The following is a 26257-nucleotide window of genomic DNA, read 5'->3' as shown; positions in this document are numbered from 1 at the left end:
GCTAAAGACTATTTCAATTTAATATGTTGTAATGGATTATTTGTTCTAAACGGTGCCGCGGGCAAACCTGCAGCATTCACCAGATTAGGCTGGGCAGCTTCGTCCCATCCGAACCGGACCTGATGGACCTGTTGTACCCGTTCACTATCAAGTATGACTGTCTGTGCGTTGATAGCAGCCTGTGCTGGATAAAAGATGCCATCCTCATCCGCAACTTCAAACGATGTTAAGGGGTTGCCATCGATAGTCTTTAAGCCTTTCGCATGTTTCAATTTTACCGTTGCTTGTTTGCCTTGGTATTTTACAGCCTCTAGTTCAGGGCCATCGGCTACAATATTTCTATGATAGACGTATTTTAAAGCTTTAAGGGCATGACGACGACCGATTTCCCATTTATAACTTGGGTGGAGATCGTGTGGGTCATCGACCAAATCTGTCGTAATGATGCGTGCTGTATGCGGCAATTGCAAAACCAGATCTTGGGCTTCCCGAAATTCCGGCAACACTGTTCTCGGCATACGGACATGACCTTCTTCGTCCAGGGAATAATAGAAAGGTGCGATCTCGGTAAAATAAAACGGTAATTTGGGGTTTCCCCAAAGTGTCCGCCAGTTTTCGATCAGCGCCTTCATTTTATAACTATAACTAATATTCTCTTTTAGAAAGGTATTGGATTCACCTTGGTACCAAACAAATCCTTTTAAGGTGTAAGGTGCTAATGGTGCAATCATCTTATGAAAGAATTTACCGGGATCGCCTTCTTTCTTTTTATCTTTCAGATAAGGAGAACTTGTCCAATATTCTTCGGAAAACCAAGGCTCGATTCTACTGCCGCTCACAGCTGATGAAATAATGCCTATAGGAACACCTAATTCTTGCTGTAGTGTTTTCCCAAAGAAATAGGCCGGTGCAGAAAATTGACGCAGTGCCGAATCCCTTGCTACAGCCCAGCCCTCATATTGGCCATCCGGCTTGGCCAGAAATTTCCGGCGGACCAAAAATATTCGGATATTGGGATTGTTTGCTTCAGAAACTTCGTTTTTAGGAAAATAATTACCCTTCAGCGGAGTTTTTACCTTCACAATTTTACGCATTTGGTATTCCATATTCGATTGGCCCGAGCACAGCCAAACTTCACCGACCAAAACATCTTTAAGTTCGATCGTATTGTTTCCCTTGATGGTCAAGGTCTGTCCAACCGCATTGGCTGACATGGCTTTTAGTTCAACTTTCCAATGGCCATTTTGATCGGCTTCTGTCGTCTTCAACTGATTTTGGAAAGTCACACTTACCTGCTCACCAGGATTCGCGGAACCAAAAATGGCGACCGGCTGGTTGCGTTGCAAGACCATGTGATTGGCAAAAATATTGGGCAATATGACATCTGCCTTTGCCGAGAAACTGGCTACCAATAAAGCAATATGTACAATAAACCGTCTCATTTATTTCAACTTTTCCGCTTTCAGCGAAGTAATCTGATAAATAGCTTCTTTTACCGAAACACCTGCATTTTCAACATCAAAGTCCTGGTCTGTTTCTGTATCCGCATTTGGAAATCTTCTGACATCGCCTGTTCGGAAAGAGATTTTACTGACGTTGCTTACGGGTTGGAAAAATAGCTTCGTGCCGTTATCCTCGCCATTGATGGCAACTTGATAAGAGCGGGTGCTCACGTCGAAAGTTAACACAAAGTGATAGGTCTTTCCCGCTGCATATTTTGTCAGCGAGGCATTTCGATAACCTGCCTTATTTTTGATAATACCATCTTTGTCAATGATAATTCTAGCGGCAGCTAAGCCTATATCATTGACCAACTCGATCTGTAGAGTACCATGATCATTTTGCTGTGGCCTCACTGTAAATTCGATGGTCCCTTTTTGGGCCGATTGAATCACACGATCTGCTTTTGCATAGTCGAAAGGGTCTTTATCGCGCAAGACCAACGCATCTCCTTCGACTTTGGCACTTGCCCACAAAGGACTATAAATATTCCAGTTGTGATAGGCTTGCACAGCATTTTTCGCAAAATCATCGTTCACGACCTCATCTACTGTAGACTTGATCGGAACAGGTACAACAGCAGTCCAAATATCTTCTTTGTTCATACTGTACGTCAACCACATGTTATGATCTGGAACTATGCCATTGCCTTCGACGATACCACGGACATATTGCGGTCCATAAGACTTATAATTACCGCCATAGCGCATGGTGGTGATCTCACCATTGACCAATAACAAATCGGTATAGTTCAAGCCATCATTGCTGGTCGATACGGCCAAAGGCCATCTGAATTCGGAAGGATTATACACCGTTGCATAACGTCCATCAGATGTTTTTTGTCCCCAGATCTTTGCATTGCTGTTCACGAAACCCGGCGCGCGCAACGGTGAATATTGCCAGGTCTTGCCATTGTCCTTGCTCATCGATGTCAACGCATGCTTCCATAAACCGACGACTCTTCCATCATTGAGGTGATAGAACGAAAAAGCTTTTACCGGACGTTGCAAGGGAATTAATGGATCGTTTCGATCGGACTCCTCTACCCATTGTTGCATCATGAGTGGCGTGCCTAGCAACTCGTCACAAGCTTGTATAAAGGCCTTATCCTTGCTCTTTTTATAAAAAGGATATTTGGCACCCTTCTCATCGAAAGAGGCATTGAAGTGAATAAAATAGATTGGCCCAAAGCTACCATCTTTGTGGATCTCCCGGACGACACGTCCGAGACCATTCCCATCATTTGGATCGTCCTTGGCATCCAGGGCTACACCGTAATACGCGAGGGTCAGCAGTTTATCATTCTTTGCATGATAAAAACCCATACGCTGGTGCATAATCGCATACAGGTTTTTTCCGGCCTTATCGGTACGTCCCGGCTTGGTAAAGCCCTCTGGAACCAGATAAGTAGGGAATAGATCTATAGGGCTGGACCAATTGCGACCATCTTTTGATGTTAACAACAAGGTTTTTCCTTCCGCGATATGCTCGCCCACAGGATTGCTCAGAAACTGTAAATAATACGTGTTATTCCAATACGCCAAAAAGGGCTGATGGTTATACGTAAAATTGTGTCCGCCTGCTAATTCAGGAAACTCTCTATTTGCTCTAAATACCTGAATATTGTGCGTACCCACTGCAGGTGTCAGCTGTCCGTGGTGATAATCTACATTGGATAATGTCTTTCCTATATACTTTACCGTATCTTGTTGTGCCACCGCCTGGTGCATAATAGAAGCCAGCGATAGACTCACTAATACTGATTTGATACTCATACTATTTCTTTTTGGCTTCATCCCGAAGCAAATTTTTTAAATCTTTATTGGACGCTTTGAAGATCGTTCCATGTTTATGCCCTTCTGGAACGGAAATCTTGTCGTTGATCTTTTCGAAGACCTTGAAATCTTTGGTGGACACAGCCTCATAGCTTTTACTTCCATAGGAATCGAAATAGATCAACCACTGATCTTTTACTTTAAGCACTGCTGGCCCCTCACTTAAATACGGCGAGAAAGGCTCAGAAACCTGTTGAAATGGTCCTAGCGGATTGCCTGCAAAGGCAACTTTTAGATTTCTGTTGGGCCGCGTGTTATCTTTTAGTACCAATACATAATCTTTCTGCGCTTTCTTGACAATGACCGCATCAATGATACTAAATCCGGGATCGCTAAATAATTTCGTGGCTGTAAAAGATTTAAAATCCTTGGTTGTTGTATAGTACATCCGATGATTATTCTTTTCCTCTTCTACGCCTTTCGCAAAACGATAAGGGATCGTGGAGGCCCAAATAATTATAAATCGGTCCTCTACATCATCATAAAATAATTCTGGCGCCCAAACATTGACGGTGGTTGCTTCTTGTTGCATCACTGGAACGATCTGTTGATTTTCCCAATGGATCAAATCTTTTGAACGGGCATAACCAATCCCCTCATTTCCCTGCCAGCCAATGGTCCATACCAGATGATAAATACCTCGTTTATCCCGGATCATCGACGGATCGCGCATGATTTTCTGTTTTCCTAATTCCGGCTTTAAATACACCCCATTAATCGCATTCCAATGGTATCCGTCTTTGCTATATAGATAGCGCAAACCTTCATTGGCAGGTTCGTGGAATGAGGTAAATAGGTAAACATCCCGCTGACATGAAGCCAAGAGCGATGCCACACTAAATAAAACAAACAATTTGACCAAATTCCTCATTAAATGCTATCTAAGATCAATACCCAGTCATTTCCGTCCTTTTGTCCTCCCTCAGGCACAAAAGTTTGTACACCTTTGTTTTCAAACTTCCCAATCACCTTGGTCGATCCATTTCGAGGGTCAAACCAAGACGCTTTTACCTTGTCCCCTTTGATTATTCCCATATTAATTTTCATTTCTCTACCGTTGTAATTGTAAATAAATGCATAGCCATTTGTTCTTGTCGCTACTAAACGATTGTATTTCTCACCATTATCCGCAATTAAAGACTGATCTGGAACACGATCAAAGTAATTGTCCCTAGAAAGCATAAGTTCTTTTAAGTACTTCATTTGAGCAGCACCAGGTGCATTGATTGCCGAACTCCATAATTCATCCGAACCATAGGCCGAAGTGGAGTCTTGCTTTCCATGCATCTGCATGACCGAGTTCTGTCCGTAGGTATACCCAAATGCGCCTGCAAATACAGACCAATAACCGTATCTTCTGACGTCAGCATCTTTCCAGCGCGGTTGGGTGATATCGTGTAATCCCTGTGGGATGCCTTCATAAGAAGGTTCCCCGTCGATCGTTGGTTTAATGGGTTTTATATCCCAGTCGGCTGCCATAAACTTCCAGTTATCCTCGCCATAATGTTTCTGTTCATTCGCGGAAGTGTCCTGAGCGTAGGTACGGTGTCCAGATTGCACCATATTGAAATCCAGCCAGGGTCTATCGTGGAACCAATCCGAAGAAGCCGTTCGTCCTCTAGGATGAAAAGTCATTAAATGGTTATGATCGATGGCTTTTATTGTTTGGCCGATTTTCTCCCACACTTCCATCTTATCTGATCCCTTAATATCACCCCCATTTAACCAAATGATATTCGGACGGTCTTTCCACCTTTCCGCAAGAAACGTGGCATATTTTTCTGCTTGCTCCGTCGAAACTTTGCCATCCTTAACCGGAGATCCCCAAACTGGCACCAAAGCTACATACAGTCCTTTTTCAGCAGCCTTGTCAATGATATAATCGATGTGATCCCAATAATCGTACGCTGTTGCATTATCCGGGTTGTTCCCTTCAGTCACAAATGGCTTAGAAATATCTTTATTGACGACCGAAGAATCTCCATAAATATTTACAGAAGGAACGGTATGCAAGACCATCGCCTGAATGACATTGAAGCCCTTTTGTTTTCGATCTTCAAGGTATTGATCGGCTTCGGATCGGTTGAGTTTATTAAACAATAACCAACCTGTATCACCCAACCAAAAGAAGGGCTGTCCATCTTTGGTCATCATGTATCTGCCATTTTCAGATATCTTCAATAATGTAGTGTGCTTTGACTCTTTATTGGAAGTACATGAAAACAGTGCTCCTGCAACTGTAAATAATATAAGTTTCTTACGTATAGACATGTTGTTATTTCTTATTTAGCCAAATAATTTCCGGCCCTTTTATATAATTGCTTAAATTAATGTGCTTGCCCAAATTGATCTGCTCGGTTTTGGTAATCGCTCCGCTTTTCGGATTAATATGTGTCATTTCAAAACGTCCTTTATAATCGGATAAGTCAATGTTTTCACCTATAGCTTGCTCGCTATAAATAATCAATCCCTGCGTGCTCTTTAATAGCCACGTACCGCTGTTGACTTGTACAGCTTTCATAGTCGATGCCGCACGGTAGAAATCATTGTTCCCTATTTTAGGTAAGTTGGCCATAGACCCGCCGGCCATAAAAGTGGCCCAAGCCATCGTTGGATAGTTGTCCGCAAAGTATAACACTGCCTTGTCTGGATATCTTGTCCGGTACTCGGATACCGCTTTATAAACAGCCTCCATCGACGTTTTCTTTGGTTTCAACAATCGTGCATGCTGACGTGGTGCCAGATTTTGTCCTCCTTGGGGCGCATAGGTCTTTCCATCGGCTTGGTAATGCCAGTAGCGGATATCAATGACTTGGATTTCTTTGGCACGTTCGGTGTCCGATAAAATGGCATCTTGCACATCTTTCGTTGCACTCAAACCAATAATTGGATTTTTACCCGTCTCAGCCTTCCATTCTTTAATCACATCGATCCAAAACTGAACGAAATGCAAAGGTCCAGTATATTCGGCACTGATCATCTGAATGACTCCCGAGTTGTCTTTAAAGTTATTTAAACATTGACGGATGTATGCGCGGTGTAATGCCCGACGAACAGGATTACTGATATCATAGAACTGCTCCGCCATGAAAATGCGCTTGTTTCCGGCATAAGGAACCGGTTCTGGAAATCCGACATTATTGATATTATTAGCTGCACGCCATGGGAAGTCCGCGTAATGTGCACCAGCTTCGATAATATTATGTTGGAAATAATTTTGGTGAATCAAGACTAACCCTTTTTGGTCGGCTAAATCTGCATATTGTTTCAAGCGCCCCCAATAAAATTTGTTATACTTTGTCAAATCATATTTCGACAAGCCGTCATACGCTAAGCTCTGGCCGCTGCGCGCAAAGGGCAATTCATAAAACGGTGGCCAAACCTCACCATTGATCCGTCGGATACGCTCGTGATCATCGCGTCTCCGATCATACCAAAGTCCGTAATTGTGATCAATGGCAATAATATTATCTTTTTTTAATGAATCCGTCATCTCCTCAAGATCGTCCGTCAATCCCCTGCCAGCCTCGCCAGGAACATAGCGAGTGATATGTGGTTTTGCTTTCTCAGCACCATGTGGGCGAGCGCTACCACTCCACCATGGGACATCCGATTTGGCCCCTACGAGTACTTCATCACCACGTACCAACCAACCGTTTACGACACGCATAGCTGCTTGTTTTTTTGCTGGGATAGTCTCTTTATAGCCAATTTGATCGATGGTCTTTACATTTGCGGTCGTATTTAAGGGATAACGATTACCGGCTTCTGCAATAAAGTCAACCAGTCTCGTCATTGGGTTTTCAGACTGACGTGTCAGCTCCATAGCAACACTGACAGGAGGGCTACTGGATGCTTCGGTCAGAAGGGGCAACAGTACTGCGCGTTCATCAGCCGCTAGGCCAATTCTTTCCCGTAGCTGTGCATAATACAAGCTTTTGGGCTTGATGTATTCGTTAGATTGCTCCCAATAGCCGTTTCCCTGAAACTGGGACCAAATGCCAAAAGCCCAGTTCTGCGCCGTTGGCGGTTGGTAACACTCAACAAGCCCCGCTGTAGATTGCCAAAACACGCTATTTGCCGCTGACCAGCCCGCGCCTTGGCCGTCCTGACCTCGGTTTTTGTAGCTAAGGGCCTGTGCATCTATATCCGCATTATCAAATAAAATTCCAGACGCCCAACTGTCTATACTACCACTAAAACTGAATGGTTCTACAGCTTGGCATTGAACAAATGCATTTGGTCCTGCCGCCAGGTAGCCTACTGCGAAATCATGGTAACCATGTTCGGAATAGAGTCGTTGAAACAGAGTCTGCTGTCCCTTTGTAAAAAAGGTATATCTTCTTTGCCCACCGATTTCCGAAACTGGATCCAAAGAAATACAATCTTCAACGGTTAATTTTTTAGTACTTGCCAAAGCGTAGACAGCTGATCCTGCAAAATGCTGGAACTGCATGCGGCGAACCCAAACGTTTTCTGCATTTTCAATCGTAATTGCCATCCAGCGATGGTCTTCGTCTTTCGGGTTATTCGCATCGAAAGCAGATTTAAGTGCAATATTTTCGATACCTACATCTTCGATTCTTCCTTTCCAAGTATATTGCTCAACAGTCGCTTGGCCATAGCGTCTATCCAATGCTGTTGTGATTGGCGCATCGATCTCGATACGATTACCTTTCACAGCGACGATCGTTCTATCCCATGTAACATCGCGTTGCCTGGGCTTCCAACCTAAGGAAGTAATACCACCACCAAAATGATCGGTACCAAGCTGATTAATCCAATCTTGCGTGGAAGGTCTTGTAATCCTAATTTTATCTCCAACTTTATAGGAAGCGGCATGGTCAATATCCAATACCCGCGCGTTGACAGGGACGTAAGAACTTGTTACGTTTGTCTTTTTCGCAAATGTGATATCGTCTTTTCCAAGAATACGGATGAGTGTTTCTCTTGTTGTTCCTTCACCAACGATGACAGTTCCATTTGTTTTGAAGCCACTACCACGCAGAATAACACCTGAGGCACTTATTTTAAGAGAACCGGAAACAGAATAAACTCCCGCTTGTAAAAGCACCACTCCTCGTAATCCATCTTTACCCAACGGTAGCATTGACACATAGTTAATGGCAGCTTGTATACGTTGCGTCGCATCACCTGATTTTACAGGAACAACGACAGCAATCTGTCCTGTAGGAATAGCTTCGTTGCCCCCTTTGTATCCTGCATAGGAAAAGTCAGGAATTTGGTTTCCAAGTGAATCCTTATGATAAACAAACTTTGCCTCATCCCATACCAAAGGAGTATATGCCTTCATTTGTTGTGCATGTGCAGTACAGATAAAGGCATATAGTCCGAGACAAGAAAAGAACAGCATTCTTTTTCTCATGGTTATTTCTTATTTTTTGGGCACGACAGCATCTAATGCTACAACCCCATTTAAATAGTTCTCAATATTGGCGTAGCCGTTTTTCGCTATTTTTCTTGAATCGCTTGGATCATTGGGATTCAATCCCATATTTTTCTCCACATCATCCGGGATACCATCATTGTCTGCGTCTTGGTAAGGTACTCCCTGATAAGCCGGATAACCGCCCACCTGCGCGATATCCGATATAATTCCTTGTTTGTAAGAATCTTCTGGGAGGCGTCGCTTAACATATGGCGATACAAAACCATGTTGCGCTTTCGTCGTGTCATAATAGACTTTATTCTCAGCAACTTGCTTTATAATCCGTGTATCCACTGCATCTTGCTTTGGCAAAAATGCGCCTACATTTTTAAGGACATAGTTGTAAGCATCTTGTGCGGATAGTGTTGTAACGGGCGCCATTGGAAAAGCTTTATCCACCCGAATTTCTTTTTCGCGGTCGCCTACATTCGGTAGATCTTCAATCTGAATCCCTCCAGCCCAATTGTCTTTAGTAACTTTTGGGAAACCCTCTACCACATTTCCATGCGCATACACCTTTCCATATTGATCCTTAAACGCCTTATCTCTTCCAGATTCCGGTTTTAAAATCCGGTATGCAATCGGCTTATCTTTTGGTGTAATGGGGCCAGGTTTATAGTAGTTATTGATAAAATTAAATAACGACCTATTATCACCACCATCAGCACTTCTATTCCACCAATTCCAAATAACATTATTGACAAATCCAAAGTCGCCATACATCCCTATGGAAGGATTCCGGCTGATATTTGAAGCCCAGAGATTACGCATAAAGGTGCTATTCAAACCGCCTATTGTACTTCCAAAAGCATGGTTATATGCATCCAGGCATTCCGAAAATATGGAATTTTGGATCGTAATATTTACTGTAGGTAATTTGAGGTTCTTACCTTCCCGGTCGTATACATGCCGATAGATCGACATATTTTCATCCAAGCCCCAGCTTGCAGATACGTGGTCAATCATAATATTGCCCACGACATTTCCTCCTACAGCATCATCACGGCGCGTTACATCGGTTTGCCCACGACGTAAACGCAAAAACCGTAAGATAACATCATGGGTATCAATCAGAAAAGATTCTCCGGCCACACATATCCCATCGCCAGGGGCTGTTTGTCCAGCAATCGTGATATAGGGAGCCTTAACGACAATCGGTTTCTCAAGTTGAATAATACCGGCAACATTAAATACGACAATACGTGCGCCACCGGCTTCACAGGCTTCTCTCAACGTTCCTGGACCACTGTCCGCAAGACTCGTCACGACAAAAACTTTTCCGCCTCGACCTCCAGCAGTAAAAGCACCGCCGCCTTCAGCACCGGGGAATGCTTTTATTTTTGCCTGAGGCAAGTCACTAGGTTTTGCTGCCCAAGGAATATAGGGCTTACCTTCGACCTTCATGGCCTCTTGTGCTTTTTCCCAAACCTTTTCTAAACGTATGTTTTCCGTATTTTCCCGCTCAGCAGCCAATTTCTTCAAAGAATCTGGAATAACTGGATATTGCGCCAATGCAGCTATTGGGCTTATTAGGCCCAATAGTAAGACGGTATTTCGATTAAATAACGATTTCATATGCAGATGATTAACTTAAGCCCACAAGCTCAATTTATTTCTTTCAGTTATATGAAATACCCCAGCTTATTTGATGCTGTATTTGTCGTCTAAACAGGGGTATTCCACGGAATTATTTAGCAGCCAATTTATTTAGGTAGAGTTCAATGTTTGCGTAACCTGATGCTGTAATTTTTGCCGAATCACTCGGGTCATTCGGGTTTAGTCCCATTTGTTTTTCTACATCATCAGGAATACCATCGTTGTCAGCATCTTTATATGGTTTACCCTGATAAACTGGATATCCACCTACTTGGGAGATATCGGTAATAATGCCGATCTTATACGAATCTTTTGGCAATCTTCTGTGTTCAAAATCCTTTTCAGGTAATTTCACGTTGCTCAAAAGTTTGACTGGTTTACCATTTTTCACATCTGCAATAACCCGTGTATCCACAGGATCCCGTTTAGGCAAGGTTGCCCCTGCATGATCAAGAACAAAACCATAAGTTTCCTGAGCAGTCATCACTGGAAAATGAGCATGTGGAAATTCTTCTTTAGCATTCATCGCCGCAAAGTATGGTTGTGCTTCCTCGTAGGTCATCGCATCCCCTTTTTTATTTTCCAACTGTATACCCCCATCCCAGTTATTTGATGTTACTTTTGCATTACCTTCAACGATATTACCTTTTACATGAGCACGACCAAATACAACATAAGGCAATTTACTTCTTCCTGATTCCGGTTTTAAGATGCGGTAACTTACAGGCTGACTCAACGGAGTCGCAGGGCCTGGTTTAAAATAATTGTTGACAATATTGTATGTCGCTTGGTAATCGCCACCGTCAATTGAACGATGCACCCAATTGTAAACCACGTTGTTGTAAAAGTTGAACAAACCATTCCAACCAATAGATGGATTACGGGCTGCATTATTTGCCCAGAGGTTACGCATAAACGTACAATTTTCTCCACCTAAAGTACTTCCGAACGCGTGGTTCCATGTATCTAATGCTTCAGAAAAAATAGAATTTTGAATAGTAATGTTTACAGTACCGCGTTTCTCCTCTGCCTTTCCGGTACTGTCATTATACATATGACGGTACATGGACATATTTTCATCCAAACCCCAGCTTGCCGAAACATGGTCTATCATAATATTTCCTACGGGATTACCACCGATCGCATCATCTCGACGGCCGACATAAGTTTCACCGCGTCTAAAACGCATATGACGGATCAAGACATCGTGTGTGTTGATCCAAACAGATTCACCGGCCACGCAGACACCATCGCCCGGAGCGGACTGCCCTGCAATGGTAATATAAGGAGCGCGGATAATTAATGGTGTTTTCAGGCGGATGATACCGGAGACGTTAAACACAATAATACGAGGCCCACCTTTTTCGCAAGCTTCCCGCAATGACCCCGGGCCATTGTCTTCCAAGCTTGTGACCACATACACATTCCCACCGCGACCACCAAAAGTAAATTTACCGCCACCTTCAGCTTCTGGGAAAGCCAAAATCTTAGCTTGTGGGAGATCATCAGGTCGGCCTGCCCATGGAATATAAGGTTTACCCTGTTTCGCATATTCTTCTATGACAGGTAGGGCTTTTTGCCAAGCTTCATCCGATTGTTTGGTCGCTTTACGCATCAGCTCATCTGTATTCTTCTTGACATCTTCTGGAATTTTGGGATACTGACAAAATGCGATTGATGTAATGAGACTCAACAATGCTGTCAGCGTTATTTTATGTAACATGTTTATCTAGTTAGTAGGATTTATAATTTCTATTTCAAATATATGTCAATTGTACATTTATTAAAAGCAATGTATGTCACAATTCACATACATTGCTTTAATATTTTTAGCAAAAGGAACCTATTTCAAAGGGTCAAAAGTTCCTGCTCCATTCATGCTATCCCAACCTGTCGTTTGTTGTAAATAAGGTGAAGTAGACAAGATTGTTTGATTTAATCCGAAGAAATAGTATTGCGGATACCATGTGAAAACCCAGTTGTTCTTAATTGGATCCAAATCATCTTTTTCTGTGATGGTGAAATAATTATCGTAAAGGTAATCGAGGTATTCATCTTGGTTTTTGATATCTCCTGGATAAGTGGCGGGTTCGCGCTCTATAACAACCAAATTACCATTCTTATCTCTCAACAAAGGGTCTTTATCCCCTTTATATTCAGCATCTTTATTTTTAAATGTAATCAATATGCCTGTTCTTCTCGTCCCATTCAATGGTTTTACGCCTATACGTTTAGCTGTTGGCGAATCTTTTTCAAATAACTTCCAGCGTCTAAGATCGTAAAAACGCTTACCCTCATAAGCAAACTCTAGTTTTCTTTCATTGATCACTGCTCCAAATAATTTATCACGATTTCCTGCAACAGAGGCTAAACCATATGATCCATCGCCAACTTCAAGTCCTGCACGTTTACGAATTTCCTTGATTCCTTCCAATCCTTCGGCTAATTTATCCGAACCGATAGCAGATTCCGCCAAATTCAAAACTACCTCTGCAAAACGTAATTCAATAAAGTCTGTACCGCTTTGTTGAAAACCAGATCCTCCATTAGACCTATTGTTTGCACTCGGGTTAGAACCTTTCCTTAAATAAAGACCACTGGCATTCAATCCCGATCCTTCAGTAGATAAATAAGCAGTACCGTTCTCATTTTTCCAATAATAGGTCCATTGACGATAGTTCGGTCCATCGGCATAAGGGAATAGCGCTCCATTATAAACAAAAGTCTTGTCAAAGCGTGGATCCCGGTTTTTATAAAATTTCTTCGCATCATAGGTATATTTTGATGTCGGGTCATCAATATTTTTACCGTCTAACATCGGAAAAGCATCTAAAATTTGCTTAGTCGGAGCAATCGAACCTGAGCCAGAAATTGCTCGAGGTCGAATCACCTGTTCCCAACCATTGTTTTTAACACCATTAGCTGCTGCTGTACCAGTGTTAAATCCATATACGATAACGGCTTCTGTGTTTGCTGTACCTTCTTGCATAAACATATTGGCCCAAGCTTTTCCATCTGTTGAACCACCTGTCTGGAATAATCCAAAACCATTTTGCTCCAATAAAGTTTTGGCTTCTACATTTGCAGTGTATGCTGCTTCCCAACGATCGCGTGAGTCATTTGGATTAAATTGCGGGCTGGCATATGTCAAGAGCACGCGTCCTTTTAACGCTGCGGCTGCACCACTGGTAATGCGGCCCCAATTTGCAGCATTCCATTTACCAGGTAATAAACTCTTCGCCATATCCAAATCTCTCACGATTTGTTCAATACACTCTGACGTTGTGCTTCGAGGAACGGAGTTAGCATCATTATTTACAACTGTTGGAGTTTGCGATCCAAGAACCAAAGGCACTCCACCGTACATACGCACCAATTGAAAATATTGAAAGGCACGCCAAAAGTACATTTGCCCTTTCATCTGATTGCGCGTTGCCTCATCAATCCCCCCCTGATCAATTTTTTCTAAAAAAACATTGATCTCTTTCATCCTAGTCCACACATTGTTGGCAACACTTGCCGTCATCCGCTGACCAAAGTACTTGTTGGCATTGTCATTGACATAAGAAATGACATTCCATGTCTTATTAAAAGCTGTCTCGCCTGCCAGTTCATCCGTCGTTTGTGTAAAGGTATTTGTGTACCCTCCATTCTCAGCGGCATCCTGGGTTGCAACAAATGATTGTGCATTATTTGGTGGCAAGAATAAACCATATACATAATCTACATACGCTCCAGCCAAGATTGGATCTTTAAACACCTGGTCTTCACCTACAGCTCCAAAATCCGTCTTTTCTTCCAGAAAATTATCTTTACAGGCTTGATTGGTCAAAAGCAAACACAGAAGCCCTATATTTAAAATTGTTAATTTTTTCATTTCTCAAATTATAAAGTCACGTTAAGACCAAAAGAATAAGTTTTCAAATTTGGATAAACATCCCAAGCGGCACCATTTCCGTCTTTATAACTGAATGGATTGTACAGTATAAAAGGATTCACTGCACTGATATATGCTCTCATATTTGATACTTTTAGATATTTAACCAGCTTTTCAGGAAACTTGTATCCGACATTAAGGCTACTCATACGCAACTGAAAAGCCGGAACAGTCCAGAAACTTGACCTTACGTCATAAATAGAAGCCCAAAACGGATTGGGCATCGTTCCTGTCGGATTTAACTCAGGATCATAAATATTTCCCCATATTGCCGGTACATTTTGATATACCCTAGAAATGTCAGTATTCAACGGCTTACGTTCGGTAATTTCGTTGTAACCGCCAAAGGAGCCTGTGATTACCGATTCTACACTAAACCCTTTGTAACCAACCCTTAACGTCATACCAAGAGAATAATGATTTGTTGCATTCTTTGCCAATTGAATCTGATCATTTTGATCGATGATGCCATCAGGTGCTGCAAAAGTTCCGTCGGCTTGTATGGGGCCGCGAACATCGCGATAGTATAACATACCCGGCCTCAACCTATTAACAGGTTGATCAAAAACCTGGGTAATATTGTATTGATTTACATAGCGCTCAATATCCTCTTGTGTCTTGAACATACCCAAATAATCGTACCCCCAGGCACCATTGTCCGAAGGTCCATTAGGATGTGCTATCCATGGTTTTAAAATATCAACATCATTAAAATTGTCTTGAATCACTTTGTCATTCCACCAAGATAAGCGTGCACTGACACCATAGCTAACCTCGTTCACTTTATCTCGCCATCCCAAATCAAAGTCGAGACCAAAGGTGTTTTTCTTACCATAGTTTTCGGCTGCGACCGTTCCACCGACAGTAACCGGAATATTAGCTGTACGTTCGACCAACAAATTTACACCCTTATTATAGTAACCATCAATCGTAGCTGACAATCGGTTATTCAAGAATCGAGCATCGATACCAATATTGTTTTTGTATTCATCTGCCCAAGTCGCATCCCGATTAGGGGATTTCTCCATTCTCAGCCCAGTACTTGCATCGACATTGTTATTGTTGTCCCCAAATACAGCCCCTTTTCCCTGTTGATAAGTATAACGTTGTAACCAACCCCAAGCCTTAGTTTGATCATTACCCAACTTACCATGTGATACACGTAATTTCAAATAATCAATAGCTTTGACATGAAAGAAGTCTTCTTCGCTGATTACCCAACCCACAGAAATATTATAAAATTTCCCCCAATAATGTTCGGGGGCAAATTTTGTGGACGCATCCGAACGAAATAGCACTTCGGCAAGGTATTTATCACTATAACGATAATTTAAACGGCCGACATATCCAAGGGTGCCCGACTCATACGCTGCGGTACGCCCATCAACGGCCCCGAAGGCTGTTCCGAACTGCCCGTTGGTATTGGAAAGCGGGCTATCTTTCCAGACGTCTTCTTGCGAAGAATTCGCTTCAGCTTTTTCTACCGAAAATAAACCGGAGAAATTATGTTGTTTCCATTGTTTATCATATGTCGCTGTAAAGTTGGCTTGATAATTATTGCCTGCCGCATTCGAAAAATAAACCCGATTACCATTACTATAGCTTGCAGCCTTCGCACCACTGACGTTATCATCATAAATATGACCATATTGTCCACTTCGCTGATCGAATGTATACGTTTGATATTTGGTACCAATTTGCGTGCCCCGGTCATTCTTATAATTTTTGTTATAAGATCCTCTTAACGTTAAGCCTTTTAACCAAGGTGCTTGGTATTCACCATTCAAGTTGATACTAAATTGACGTGAATCTGTTGTCGCCAAATTGGCTAACTTTTGCAACTCAAAATAATGATAGGACGATAAATCGCTAGCACCAACAGTTCCTGGTAAACGAACAGGCAGACCATTGATATAAGCTGGTATATAAGGTGACGCTAACAGGAGATTACGATAATCATTATCATCGTTTTCACCACCAATCTTGTTAAAGGTCTTCTGCTGATTACCCGTATTTCCAGACACCTGTATACCTACTTTAAAATTACTAGCCACCCGGATATCACTACCGGCTCGGAAATTCCAACGATCATAATCCAAGGTCCCTAAATTACCGTTTTGCTTGTTATAGGCCACATTGGCAAAATAGGTCGCTTTATCTGCCCCGCCCGAAATATTCACGGAATGCCGCGTCAGATAACTTGCTTTCCAAGCATCATCCAACCAATTGTAGGAGTGGCCTTTAAAATAATCCAATTCATCTTGAGAAAAAAAGTAATTCTTATGCTCGGGCTTTGTAGGATCCGTAACCGCATTATAATTCCCATTTGGGCCGTTCAAAATATTAAAATAATTCCCAAACTGGTAAGCATCCAACACTTTCGTCCGATAAGTTGCATCATTAATGGCATACGAACCATTGTAACTGATCTTCGGCGTACCTACTTTTCCTTTTTTTGTCGTCACCAACACCACACCATTAGCCCCTCGAACACCGTATACGGCAGCCGCACCATCTTTCAAGAAAGAAATACTTTCAATCTCCGAAGCATCCAAATTACTAAACAAGGTTGCATCAGGTTGATTTTGGCCATCCACCTGCACCACACCATCGATAACATATAGCGGGTCTGTGGTACCACCATCCTTACTCGGCCCCATTGGTTTTCTGATTGTTAACGTAGCTTTTGACCCCGGACGACTCGTTCCTCCGCTAACACTAAGTCCTGCAACCCGGCCCGCCAATGTTGCACCCACATTCGTTGAGGGTAAATCTTCGATTTCCTCCGCTTTAATCGCTACGACAGAGCCCGTTAAATGCGCTTTTTTTTGCGTGGTGTAACCAACAGCAACAACCTCTTCGAGTTCCTGACTATCGGCTTCCATGCGTATATTCAATACACTTTGGTTTCCAACGGGGATTTCAAGTCTTTTATAACCAACAAAATTGAGCACCAGAATCTCGTTTCCAACAGGCAAGTTCAGTCTAAATGTACCATCTGCATCTGTTGAAGTCGCGGTCTTTGATCCCTTAATGGATATCGTTACTCCGGCAAGCGGTTTTCCATTTTGATCAACAACCTTTCCTGTTATATTCTTAAAAAAGTTTAAATTGTATTCACTTAGATTTACTCCATAGGAGTATGACGGAATGATCCCGCCAGTCATTATTCCAATAGCCAGCAGTTGTGCCAACCTTTTAGAGGATTTACTCGGGAATATGAGCTGATTCATAATTTGGGTATTAGTTTATTTACTGGGTTATTTTTTTAATCTCGCAGCCCATTTATCGCCTTCTTCCTTTAGGTTATAGCCATGAGACGCTAAATAGTTATTGATTTTGCCTTTGTATTTACCAAACCAAGCGTGTTTTTTTTCCGAAGATTCAGCCTGCATCGCAAAATCCCGTGCTTCATAAAGCAAGCTGTCGATCATATGCACTTCGTCTTTTGTGAGTCGAGGAATCATATCCTGGTAAGCTTTCACAGTATTCGGATAGACATTATAGGTCATACCGTTTTTAACGGCCTCAACTTCTGGGTCTGTTAAAACTTCTTTTAGTCGTTTGACGAAAGCTTGATTTAAATTGGTAGTTTCCTTTAGCGTCTCCTGCGTGATCTGCTCTTTTAGGCTCTTATCCGTATTCTCCTTAATTTTTAAATCCCGAAGTGAATAACAAGCATTTAAAAGATAATACTGATCACGAATAATGTGAACGGCTTTTTCTTGTTTGGCTTGATCCTGTAACGCCAATTTAGCTACAATTTTTTCGGATCGATCTGTAATGGTTTTCCAATAAGCGTCTTCTGTTTGACTAAATGTCATAGATACACTTAAAAATAAAAACATGAGTAATGCAAAACGTTTCATAGGCATGAAATAGTTTATCCCTTTTTGGTTATTATTAAACATTAAATAAAGTCCCTTACCTTTATTTTCCTCTATAAACGCTCAAATAAACTTCAAAATGACATTAAAGAATTTTTGAGTCTTCAATATAACTGAAAATTTCATTGACAACCGTCATGTACTATGCTGGCAGCTAGGCTATTTAACCTCTAAATTATCAACAATAACACCTTCTAAATCAGAAGAATATAGTTTAACAAAATAGGTGCCCGCATTAATCATTGTCTTTGTATCAGTATTGATATAATTCCATTTGCCTACACGTGTAGGTTCCAATTGTATTGGAGTTTTAGGCACTAGCACATGCATATCTTTGTCCAAAATTTCATAATAACCACGACGTGCTTCCTTAAATGGATTATGATACTTAATCGATAACGCATACACATCTGCCGCACCAACCTGAAACTGCCAACCGATATAACCTCCTTGATTGTTGAATACCAAACGCTTTTGTCCTGCAAGCTCGATTTCGGAAACACCGTCGCGCCAGCTACTTTGATAGGCCTTATAGTTTTTCACCTCTTTCAAGTCATAAACTGGCAGAAGACCGCTTTGCTGCTGAAAGACCAGAATTTTCCCTTGCGTCTTGGCCGTTATGGAAAGCTCTTCGCCTGCCTGCAATACCTTACGGAATACCGCCAGATATTTCCCTGTATTCAATTGCACACTGTCTTTGGTCTGTTCAAAATCATCAGGCTGATTACCCCCCAATAAGAAAACATTAGTAGGCTCTTTAAAGCGTAGACGATAGGCTCGATTACTATCCAACTCGAAATATTCTGAGCCAAACAAGAATGATGGCAATGAAAAAAACGATGTTACCTTATTCCCTTCCTTTTTCAATACACTACCTATATCCAACCAACTACGGGGTTTTATATTTTGATGCGTTAGATCTAGATTATAATGGTTTTGCCCCCCTGATTCCGAAACGAATTGAACAGGTTCATTTGAGGCAATAGCAATTGCCTGTATGACAGCTTGTCCAGCATAAATGCGCGGGAAATCGATGAAAATCTTTCCGTCAACTACTTTGACAGAATACCTTTTTCTGACCGCACGCTGGAATCCAGCGTTTTTATATATATCAAACTGATCTTCCACTACTTGACCATTAATGGCGATATCAAAAATACGATCTCCCTTTCCGTGTGAAAATTTTCCGTACCAGGGTTCGGCAAAATATAGTTCGACGAAATAATCTCCATTGGGTACGTCAAACTGATAGCCCAATTTATCAAGCCCATAGCGAAAGGTCTGAAAAAGCGGCCAGTCTTTAGTTCCTTTAATTGGATCAAAAATTATTCGTTGGCTGGCAAAATTAGTGTTCATCCCTTCAAAATGATCTGCCCAGGATTTACTGCCCCAGCCCTGTCCGGATCGATAAGGTTGGTCAGCTGTCCAGTTTCTCCCATATTCATCTGTATAATTATCGCCGCCGCAATTCACGCGATAGAGATAGTGATATCCTGGATCTGGTTTTAGAATCTCTGATGGAGCCTTATACAAGTCACCAAAATGTGGACTTTCAGGAAAGTTCTGTAGTATAATGGTATCACGGCTAACAACTTCTCCCCCTATTCTTCCTTCGGCGTACAAGACATTATATCTCACATCAACACCGTTAAATTCAAAATGCCCACCAAATCCGGGATGTTGTTTTTTTCCGAGCGATAATGAACCGAGATCGTTGAAAAGTTCGACTTCATCACAATTCGAAAAAATACGAATATTGTCTTTTATCCCAGGGGTCAACCAACGATTCGGCCAAGAATGCATGGCGATATACAGCATAGGTTGTTCTTTCTTACCATAATGCGATAGATACATATAATACGCATCTGTGGGCTCCCCCCAAGGTGTCAACAACCCTTTATAATTAACCGGCCCAATCCGATCAATCTCTCGATATCCTTCTCCCCCTTGGATACGGCCCGGATTATCATGTGAGTTCCAAAGCCATAGATAATGGCCAACAGCGCTATCTTTCACAGATTCTGCCAAACGTACCTTGGTCTGTAAAATATCAGCAAAACGTTCTTCATTGTAATTATTTTCGTTGGGTAGATAGGGCGGTTCGGCATGCATTCCCAAACTGCGCCAAGCACCATATTCCCCCACGAGCTGTTGCTTTTTTAGATCGTCACCATAGGTTTTTTGATCCCCCCCATAAGTACCTGTCCAATTTTGCGGTACGTCCCAATCGGTCCCACTACCGCCATTACATGTGGTTACTAAACGTTGTATAGATGCTGTTGGATCTAATTTGCGAATCAACGCAGTACATTCACGTGCAAAATCTTCCGGAAGCGTACTTTCATTTTCAAGTCCCCATAAAATTACTGATGGACTATTTCGACGTTCACGCACCCATTCTGTCAGCAATCTCTTGAAGTTCTCCCGAAATGCAGGCGTATCAAACCAGATGTGTGCCGCAAGCTGTGTCCATAACAAAATACCATGTTGATCCCATGCCTGTTGATAACGCAGGTTATGGGGTTGATGCGCATCACGAAAGGAGTTGAACCCGAGTGCTCTGATCTGCTTAATACGGGAATCAATCTCTTCCTTTTCGAAGGCGTGTGACTGCCCTAATTTATGCTCATATTCCGCGATACCATTAATAAATACTGGCGCTCCATTAACTAAAAGACGTGGATCACCGGATGGTTTTAACCCTTTTGACCAGCGAACAGTGCGAATTCCGTAAGGTGTTTCTATCTCGTCTAAGATCTGTCGACCTACTCTTAATTTTATTTTTATGCGATACAAATAGGGTAAGGCCACAGACCATAATTGTGGATTTCTAAAAACAAGATCTTTCAGTCTAATTTCCTTTATAGCATTTCCTTTAATCTGGTCTTTCGATGTAGATCGAACAATTAATTTTCCCTTTTGGTCCAAAACCTCCGTTATAAGCTCCAGATCTTTATTAACTTGGCTTTTATTACTCACTTCCACGACTTGGTGTACGACCGCCTTCTTATGATCAATAGTTTCATCATTCCAATAATGTTCTCCAAAAGGCGTAATAGACACTTCATTTTTGATCAATAGACTCACTGGACGAAAAATTCCCATAGGCTGCGATCCTTCAGAAAATCCCCGTTCTGTCGAACATCCTCCATCCACCCAAGGAAGATCCATAATATGTGCCGGATGATCTGCCCGAACGGCCAAAAGATTGGGACTCCCATCCAATTTGATCGCATCAGTGACATCAAGTGTAAATGTGGTTCTTCCCCCAGCATGATATCCTACCTGTATGCCGTTTAACCAAACTGTTGCATAGGATCCTACCCCCTCAAAAAATAAATAGAACCTATTTTTATTCCTTTCCTGTTTAAGAGAAAAAGTTTTTCGATACCATGAGTAACCGTGTAAATTGCCATGCAGCAATCTGCGATATCCTTCGTAGCTATCCCAATTATGTGGGACATTTACTTTCCGCCAATCTTTATCTGTCTTAAAAGACAGACGGTGAAATCCACCATACCTAGCAGAATCTTTTTGGTCCATTATCGTCAACCAGTCAGTATCCAGAGCGATCGTCTTACGGATTTTTTGACCATAGGAAAACATTCCGAATAATAACATACAGGCACAGCAAAACAGCCTACTCAACAGCATCAATCTGGTCATCATTATTTCTTTAACTTCAATTCTTGATCGAAGGCATAAGACTTGCCCTTCTTTGTTTTGATTTTTACTTCGCGACTAGCATAACGCAAATGGAGTTCTCCTCCAGAAAGCGATTCTACAGTCACCTCCAATAACTGATTGTCTTTCCATTCCATATCAACCTGAAAAGCTCCACGCGTTCTGAGTCCCTTCACTTTCCCTGTGCTCATTTCCACTGGCAATGCCGGTAATAATTCAATCCCGTTGATATGGCTCTGAAGCAACATCTCCATAATCCCTGAGGCTCCACCAAAATTGCCATCGATTTGAAATGGTGGATGGGCATCGAATAGGTTTGGATAGGAACCACCTCCTTTACCCGCTGGCCGCAATAGCATTTTTACCATGTGATAAGCATGCTGAGCATCTTTTAATCTAGCCCAAAAATTAATTTTCCAGGCCAGGCTCCAACCCGTTCCCTCATCACCACGTAGTACCAACGAACGTTTTGCGGCTTCAACCAATTGCGGTGTATGCGTCGTATTGATTTCATCTCCTGGAAATAACCCCCATAAGTGGGATACATGACGATGTTTATTTTCTGGATCATCCAAATCCGTCAACCATTCTTGGAGCTGTCCATGTTGCCCAATTTGGTTTGGTGCTATTTGATCTCGCATCTCCATAATTGAATCCCGCAATTGAACATCTTTACTCAATAACTTGGAACTTTGATCGAAAATAGCAAACAACGAACGGATAATTTGATGATCCATTGTAGGTCCTTTAACCAAACCTCCATTTTCTGGAGAGTTTGAAGGCGAACTAACCCACCATCCTGTTGTTTTGTCTTGAACTAGAAAATCTTTAAAAAATAAGGTCGCGTCCTTGATGATAGGATAATATTGCTGTAAAAAGCGTAGATCTTGTGTATATTGATAATGCTCCCAAAGATGTCGCACCAGCCAAGCCCCACCTGTGGGCCATATTCCATGATTGGAGTTATTGATGGGAGCTGTTCCACGCCATATGTCTGTATTATGATGCAATACCCAGCCTCGAGCGGCATAATATTCCTTAGCCGTTTGCCCACCAGCTAGACGAAGATCCTGGATCATCTGAAATAAGGGTTGCTGCAACTCAGAAAGATTCAATGCTTCTGTCGGCCAATAATTCATTTCCAAATTGATATTGGTGGTATATTTACTGCCCCATGACGGTTCTAAAAATGGATTCCAAATACCTTGGAGATTCATCGGCTGACTACCTTCGCGAGAAGCTGCGATCTGTAAATATCGGGCAAACTGCATATAAAGTGCTACAAGCCCAGGGTCAGCATGTCCAGCCGCCCGCTGCAATCTTCGATCAGTTGGAATTGTGTCAAGTTGGTTGCTGACACCAAGATCTATTGAAAAGCGATGATACAATCGTTGGTAATCTTTTTGATGGACTTGATACAATTTATCTAGATCAAGCGTATATAAGTTCTTGAATCGTTCTAAAGCAGTAGCAGCATACTGCTCGTTCAATTCCCGATAAGATTTAAAATTTGTTGCGGCAATCAGATAAATCTGCGCTTCATCAGCCTGTTGTACCACAAGTTCGTCACCTTCATAAGATACTGCACCACCTTTCAATTTGAGTTGCAGGAAAGCCGTCCCGCGCATTGCCCCATTTTTCACCCACACTTCCAAACGGATTGATGTGCCGTCCATGTGATGAAGTTTAGCGCGCTGATGTTTGGTATTCATAGCGAGTCGAAAAGTAACTTTATTTTTCTGATCAGCCTGCAAGCGTACAGCAATAAAATTATTGGGATGACTCGCAAAATAGGTCCTCCTATAATTCACCCCGTTGAAAGCGTAATTGACCCGGACTTCGCCTTTATCCAAATCGAGTATCCGGCTGTAGTTTTCAGCAGCATCGTGATCAAACTTCAGTTTCAACGAACCGAAAGGTTGATAAGATGCTTGATAACTTCCTATTTTCGGACTGTTTTGATCTTGAATATGGTATCTCCACTTTCCCTTCAACGACACAAATCTACCGGTGTTACTTTTTAAACCGATAGCTTGTTTGGGATCTTTATATCCTGCCACACCGCCCTTACCTTCCAGATTGATTACCTGAATAGCGATACTATTCCACCCTTCACGCAATAATCCCATAGGAATTTGATAGTGTCTCCTGGTTTCATCCCCCACAGATTGGCCGACGATCTCACCATTGATATAGGTATAATCATTGGTTCGTATTTTATTTAAATCCAACGACCAGTGCTCAGCTAGATCATTTTTTGACAGGTTAAATTCATAACGAAACCAGACTGCTCCGTCTAGGCCTTCAAGCCCCTCTATTTCCCAACCCTCATAATGAGGAACGGTAATAAGTGGCCATTTACTATCATCAAAAGCGAATTCAAAAGGACCATGTTCCTGTTTTCGGATTTTGTCAATCTTGTTTAACCAAGCGGTAGGGTCTTCGGATTCACTTTTAACTCCCATAAACTCCTGCATCGCCAAAGATTCTGCTTCTTTCTGGCGCCCTTGATCCAGTAGCTCTCGGATCTCTTGAAGATACTTTGATGCTCCTTTTTTATTATAATTCCGTGGGCCGTCGGTCCACAAAGTCTCTTCATTAAACTGTATCTCCTCATTGCTAACACCACCATAAATCATGGCCCCCAGGTGGCCATTCCCAATAGGCAAAGCCTCTTCCCATTGTGTAGCAGGATGATCAAACCATACGCGCGACTGCGCAAAAGCTGAGCGCAAAGAGCATATCGATAAAAACGACCATAAGATATACAGTTGTAAACGCATTATTTATTGTCTGAAGGGTTTATATTTGATGTTAACTGACCACTTTTATAAGTTCCACGGAGGATTTGCTTGACGCGAGCCAGATTATTGCTCTGTACGTAAATTTCTTCATTTGCGGAACCAACTAAATCCAGAAATACTCCTGTTCCTGCTGAAGGGAAACAGCTTTGCACATTCGCTGATTTACAGTTTTCCAGTTCGATTAATGATTTCTCCACTGCAGGTGTCGTATTTCTCACATTCAAAATATGCAATTCCTTACTGTTGTTGGCAGTCAACAAGGCTCCTTGTTTGATGGCCAAGTTTACATTGTTTAATGTCAAGCCATTCACGTTAAGAGCCGAAAAACCTGTGTTCCCCTGCATATTAATATCTGAAAATACTACATTCTCAATTGGCATCTCCTCCAACCCCCGCATATATCCAACACGATTGGTTGTCCCTGATAGATTGTTAATAAAAATATTCCTGAACTTAGGTGTACGTTCGCCGACAGACTCGATCTCAGTTCTAGCATATTGCATATCCATCACAACGGCTTGATCTCTAATGTTGCGCATGACAATATTGGACACTTGAATATTTTCAACGATACCTCCTCTACCCCGAGCAGTCTTAAGCCTTATACCACGATCAGTACCATCAAAAATGCAATTGGAAATAACAATGTTTTTAACACCGCCGGACATCTCACTTCCTATCACAACGCCGCCATGACCACGAAGCATTGTACAATTTGTAATCGTATAATTTTCGGCTGGGATGTTAATTTTTCGTCCCGAACGGTCCTTTCCTGATTTTATCGTAATGCAGTCATCCCCCACGCTAATATGGCAATTAGCGATGCGAACATTGGAGCAAGATTCTGGATTAATACCATCTGTGTTAGGAGATGGAGGATTATCTATTGTCACACCATCCACTGTGACATTATCACAATATTGGGGATTAATTGTCCAAAATGGTGAGTTTTGAATTTTAATATCCTTGATCTGTACATTTTTACAATTTAAGAATTGTATAAACGGCGGACGTAGAAAACCTCTCTCGATCCATCCCGGAAGATCTGGAGCCAGTACATCCTTATTGAGGCGTTTAAACTCTTTTTGCCATTTACTGTCTTCGGTTTGTTTTTTAACCTCAACCTCGGAATAGCCCCACCACTTTTTACCATGCCCGTCGATAGTACCACGTCCCTGAATACTAATGTTTTCTAGGTTATTGCCATAGAATAATGGTGAAAAATTGGTTACTGCAGTTCCTTCCCATCGCGATTCCACCATCGGTAAATAATCATCAAAATTATCACTAAAATGCAATTCAGCACCAGCATCAATATAAATGGTGATATTACTTTTCAGGTGAATTGGACCTGTTATATATTTTCCCGCCGGGAAATAGATGGTTCCTCCTCCTTTATTTGCTGCTGCTGCAATAGCCTTTTTGATAGCCAATGTATTGCTGCCAGTACTGTCTTTCCGCGCACCAAAGTCCATAACATTTAGCCAAGTTTGTGCCTGTAGACCCAACATGGATAAACAAAAGAAAACTGTTATTAATCCACGATGATAGTTTTTTCTGATCAT

Annotated in this window: 13 protein-coding genes; all 13 read right to left on the bottom strand. The window is 41.9% G+C overall.

The genetic code is table 11. The features are described from left to right. Positions 1-8 precede the first annotated feature (8 nt). On the bottom strand, positions 9-1442 hold the full coding sequence (locus tag B4G94_RS22175) for a sialate O-acetylesterase (RefSeq protein WP_286862020.1): 1434 nt from the start codon (positions 1440-1442) through the stop codon (positions 9-11). After that, the gene (locus B4G94_RS22170; protein ID WP_286862018.1) at positions 1443-3275 is read right to left on the bottom strand and encodes an exo-alpha-sialidase; all 1833 of its coding nucleotides are present in this window, start codon (positions 3273-3275) and stop codon (positions 1443-1445) included. 1 nt (position 3276) lies between these two features. Continuing rightward, complete coding sequence (locus B4G94_RS22165; protein ID WP_286862017.1) at positions 3277-4206, bottom strand: glycoside hydrolase family 43 protein; 930 nt, start codon at positions 4204-4206, stop codon at positions 3277-3279. Next, entirely contained in the window at positions 4206-5606 is a 1401-nt protein-coding gene (locus B4G94_RS22160) for a glycoside hydrolase family 140 protein (RefSeq protein ID WP_286862015.1), read from the bottom strand. The genes B4G94_RS22165 and B4G94_RS22160 overlap by 1 nt, the downstream gene beginning before the upstream one ends. Positions 5607-5610: 4 nt before the next feature. Then, positions 5611-8721, bottom strand: coding sequence for a DUF6298 domain-containing protein (locus B4G94_RS22155; RefSeq protein ID WP_286862014.1), 3111 nt, complete (start codon positions 8719-8721; stop codon positions 5611-5613). A 9-nt stretch (positions 8722-8730) separates the two neighbouring features. Continuing rightward, entirely contained in the window at positions 8731-10359 is a 1629-nt protein-coding gene (locus B4G94_RS22150) for a polysaccharide lyase (protein WP_286862013.1), read from the bottom strand. Between the two features lie 112 nt (positions 10360-10471). Next, a complete protein-coding gene (locus B4G94_RS22145; protein ID WP_108634897.1) occupies positions 10472-12103 on the bottom strand; it encodes a polysaccharide lyase in 1632 nt (543 codons plus the stop codon). Positions 12104-12223: 120 nt separating this feature from the next. Further along, positions 12224-14257 carry a RagB/SusD family nutrient uptake outer membrane protein gene (locus tag B4G94_RS22140; protein WP_286862010.1) on the bottom strand — a complete coding sequence of 678 codons (2034 nt, stop codon included), beginning with the start codon at positions 14255-14257 and terminating at the stop codon, positions 12224-12226. 8 nt (positions 14258-14265) lie between these two features. Then, a complete protein-coding gene (locus B4G94_RS22135) occupies positions 14266-17550 on the bottom strand; it encodes a SusC/RagA family TonB-linked outer membrane protein (protein ID WP_108634895.1) in 3285 nt (1094 codons plus the stop codon). Positions 17551-17577: 27 nt separating this feature from the next. Further along, positions 17578-18228 carry a DUF3826 domain-containing protein gene (locus B4G94_RS22130; RefSeq protein WP_286862008.1) on the bottom strand — a complete coding sequence of 217 codons (651 nt, stop codon included), beginning with the start codon at positions 18226-18228 and terminating at the stop codon, positions 17578-17580. A gap of 135 nt (positions 18229-18363) precedes the next feature. Continuing rightward, positions 18364-21825 (bottom strand): malectin domain-containing carbohydrate-binding protein, encoded by a 3462-nt coding sequence (locus B4G94_RS22125; protein WP_286862006.1) that lies wholly within the window; start codon positions 21823-21825, stop codon positions 18364-18366. 47 nt (positions 21826-21872) lie between these two features. Then, on the bottom strand, positions 21873-24671 hold the full coding sequence (locus B4G94_RS22120; protein ID WP_286862005.1) for a glycoside hydrolase family 95 protein: 2799 nt from the start codon (positions 24669-24671) through the stop codon (positions 21873-21875). Beyond that, a complete protein-coding gene (locus B4G94_RS22115; RefSeq protein WP_286862003.1) occupies positions 24671-26257 on the bottom strand; it encodes a glycoside hydrolase family 28 protein in 1587 nt (528 codons plus the stop codon). Before B4G94_RS22115 ends, B4G94_RS22120 begins: the two co-directional genes overlap by 1 nt.

The organism is Sphingobacterium sp. UBA7625, assembly GCF_002484085.1.
GTDB lineage: Bacteria > Bacteroidota > Bacteroidia > Sphingobacteriales > Sphingobacteriaceae > Sphingobacterium > Sphingobacterium athyrii.
Note: the sequence above shows the minus strand (reverse complement) of the source record. Positions and strands in the feature narration are given on the sequence as shown.

Bases quoted from the DNA above. Each gene is read 5' to 3' on its own strand.
- B4G94_RS22155 (WP_286862014.1), bottom strand. From the start codon at position 8,721: ATGAGAAAAAGAATGCTGTTCTTTTCTTGTCTCGGACTATATGCCTTT.
- B4G94_RS22160 (WP_286862015.1), bottom strand. From the start codon at position 5,606: ATGTCTATACGTAAGAAACTTATATTATTTACAGTTGCAGGAGCACTG.
- B4G94_RS22170 (WP_286862018.1), bottom strand. From the start codon at position 3,275: ATGAGTATCAAATCAGTATTAGTGAGTCTATCGCTGGCTTCTATTATG.
- B4G94_RS22140 (WP_286862010.1), bottom strand. From the start codon at position 14,257: ATGAAAAAATTAACAATTTTAAATATAGGGCTTCTGTGTTTGCTTTTG.
- B4G94_RS22145 (WP_108634897.1), bottom strand. From the start codon at position 12,103: ATGTTACATAAAATAACGCTGACAGCATTGTTGAGTCTCATTACATCA.
- B4G94_RS22120 (WP_286862005.1), bottom strand. From the start codon at position 24,671: ATGCGTTTACAACTGTATATCTTATGGTCGTTTTTATCGATATGCTCT.
- B4G94_RS22135 (WP_108634895.1), bottom strand. From the start codon at position 17,550: ATGAATCAGCTCATATTCCCGAGTAAATCCTCTAAAAGGTTGGCACAA.
- B4G94_RS22130 (WP_286862008.1), bottom strand. From the start codon at position 18,228: ATGTTTAATAATAACCAAAAAGGGATAAACTATTTCATGCCTATGAAA.
- B4G94_RS22125 (WP_286862006.1), bottom strand. From the start codon at position 21,825: ATGTTATTATTCGGAATGTTTTCCTATGGTCAAAAAATCCGTAAGACG.
- B4G94_RS22115 (WP_286862003.1), bottom strand. From the start codon at position 26,257: ATGATCAGAAAAAACTATCATCGTGGATTAATAACAGTTTTCTTTTGT.
- B4G94_RS22175 (WP_286862020.1), bottom strand. From the start codon at position 1,442: ATGAGACGGTTTATTGTACATATTGCTTTATTGGTAGCCAGTTTCTCG.
- B4G94_RS22150 (WP_286862013.1), bottom strand. From the start codon at position 10,359: ATGAAATCGTTATTTAATCGAAATACCGTCTTACTATTGGGCCTAATA.
- B4G94_RS22165 (WP_286862017.1), bottom strand. From the start codon at position 4,206: ATGAGGAATTTGGTCAAATTGTTTGTTTTATTTAGTGTGGCATCGCTC.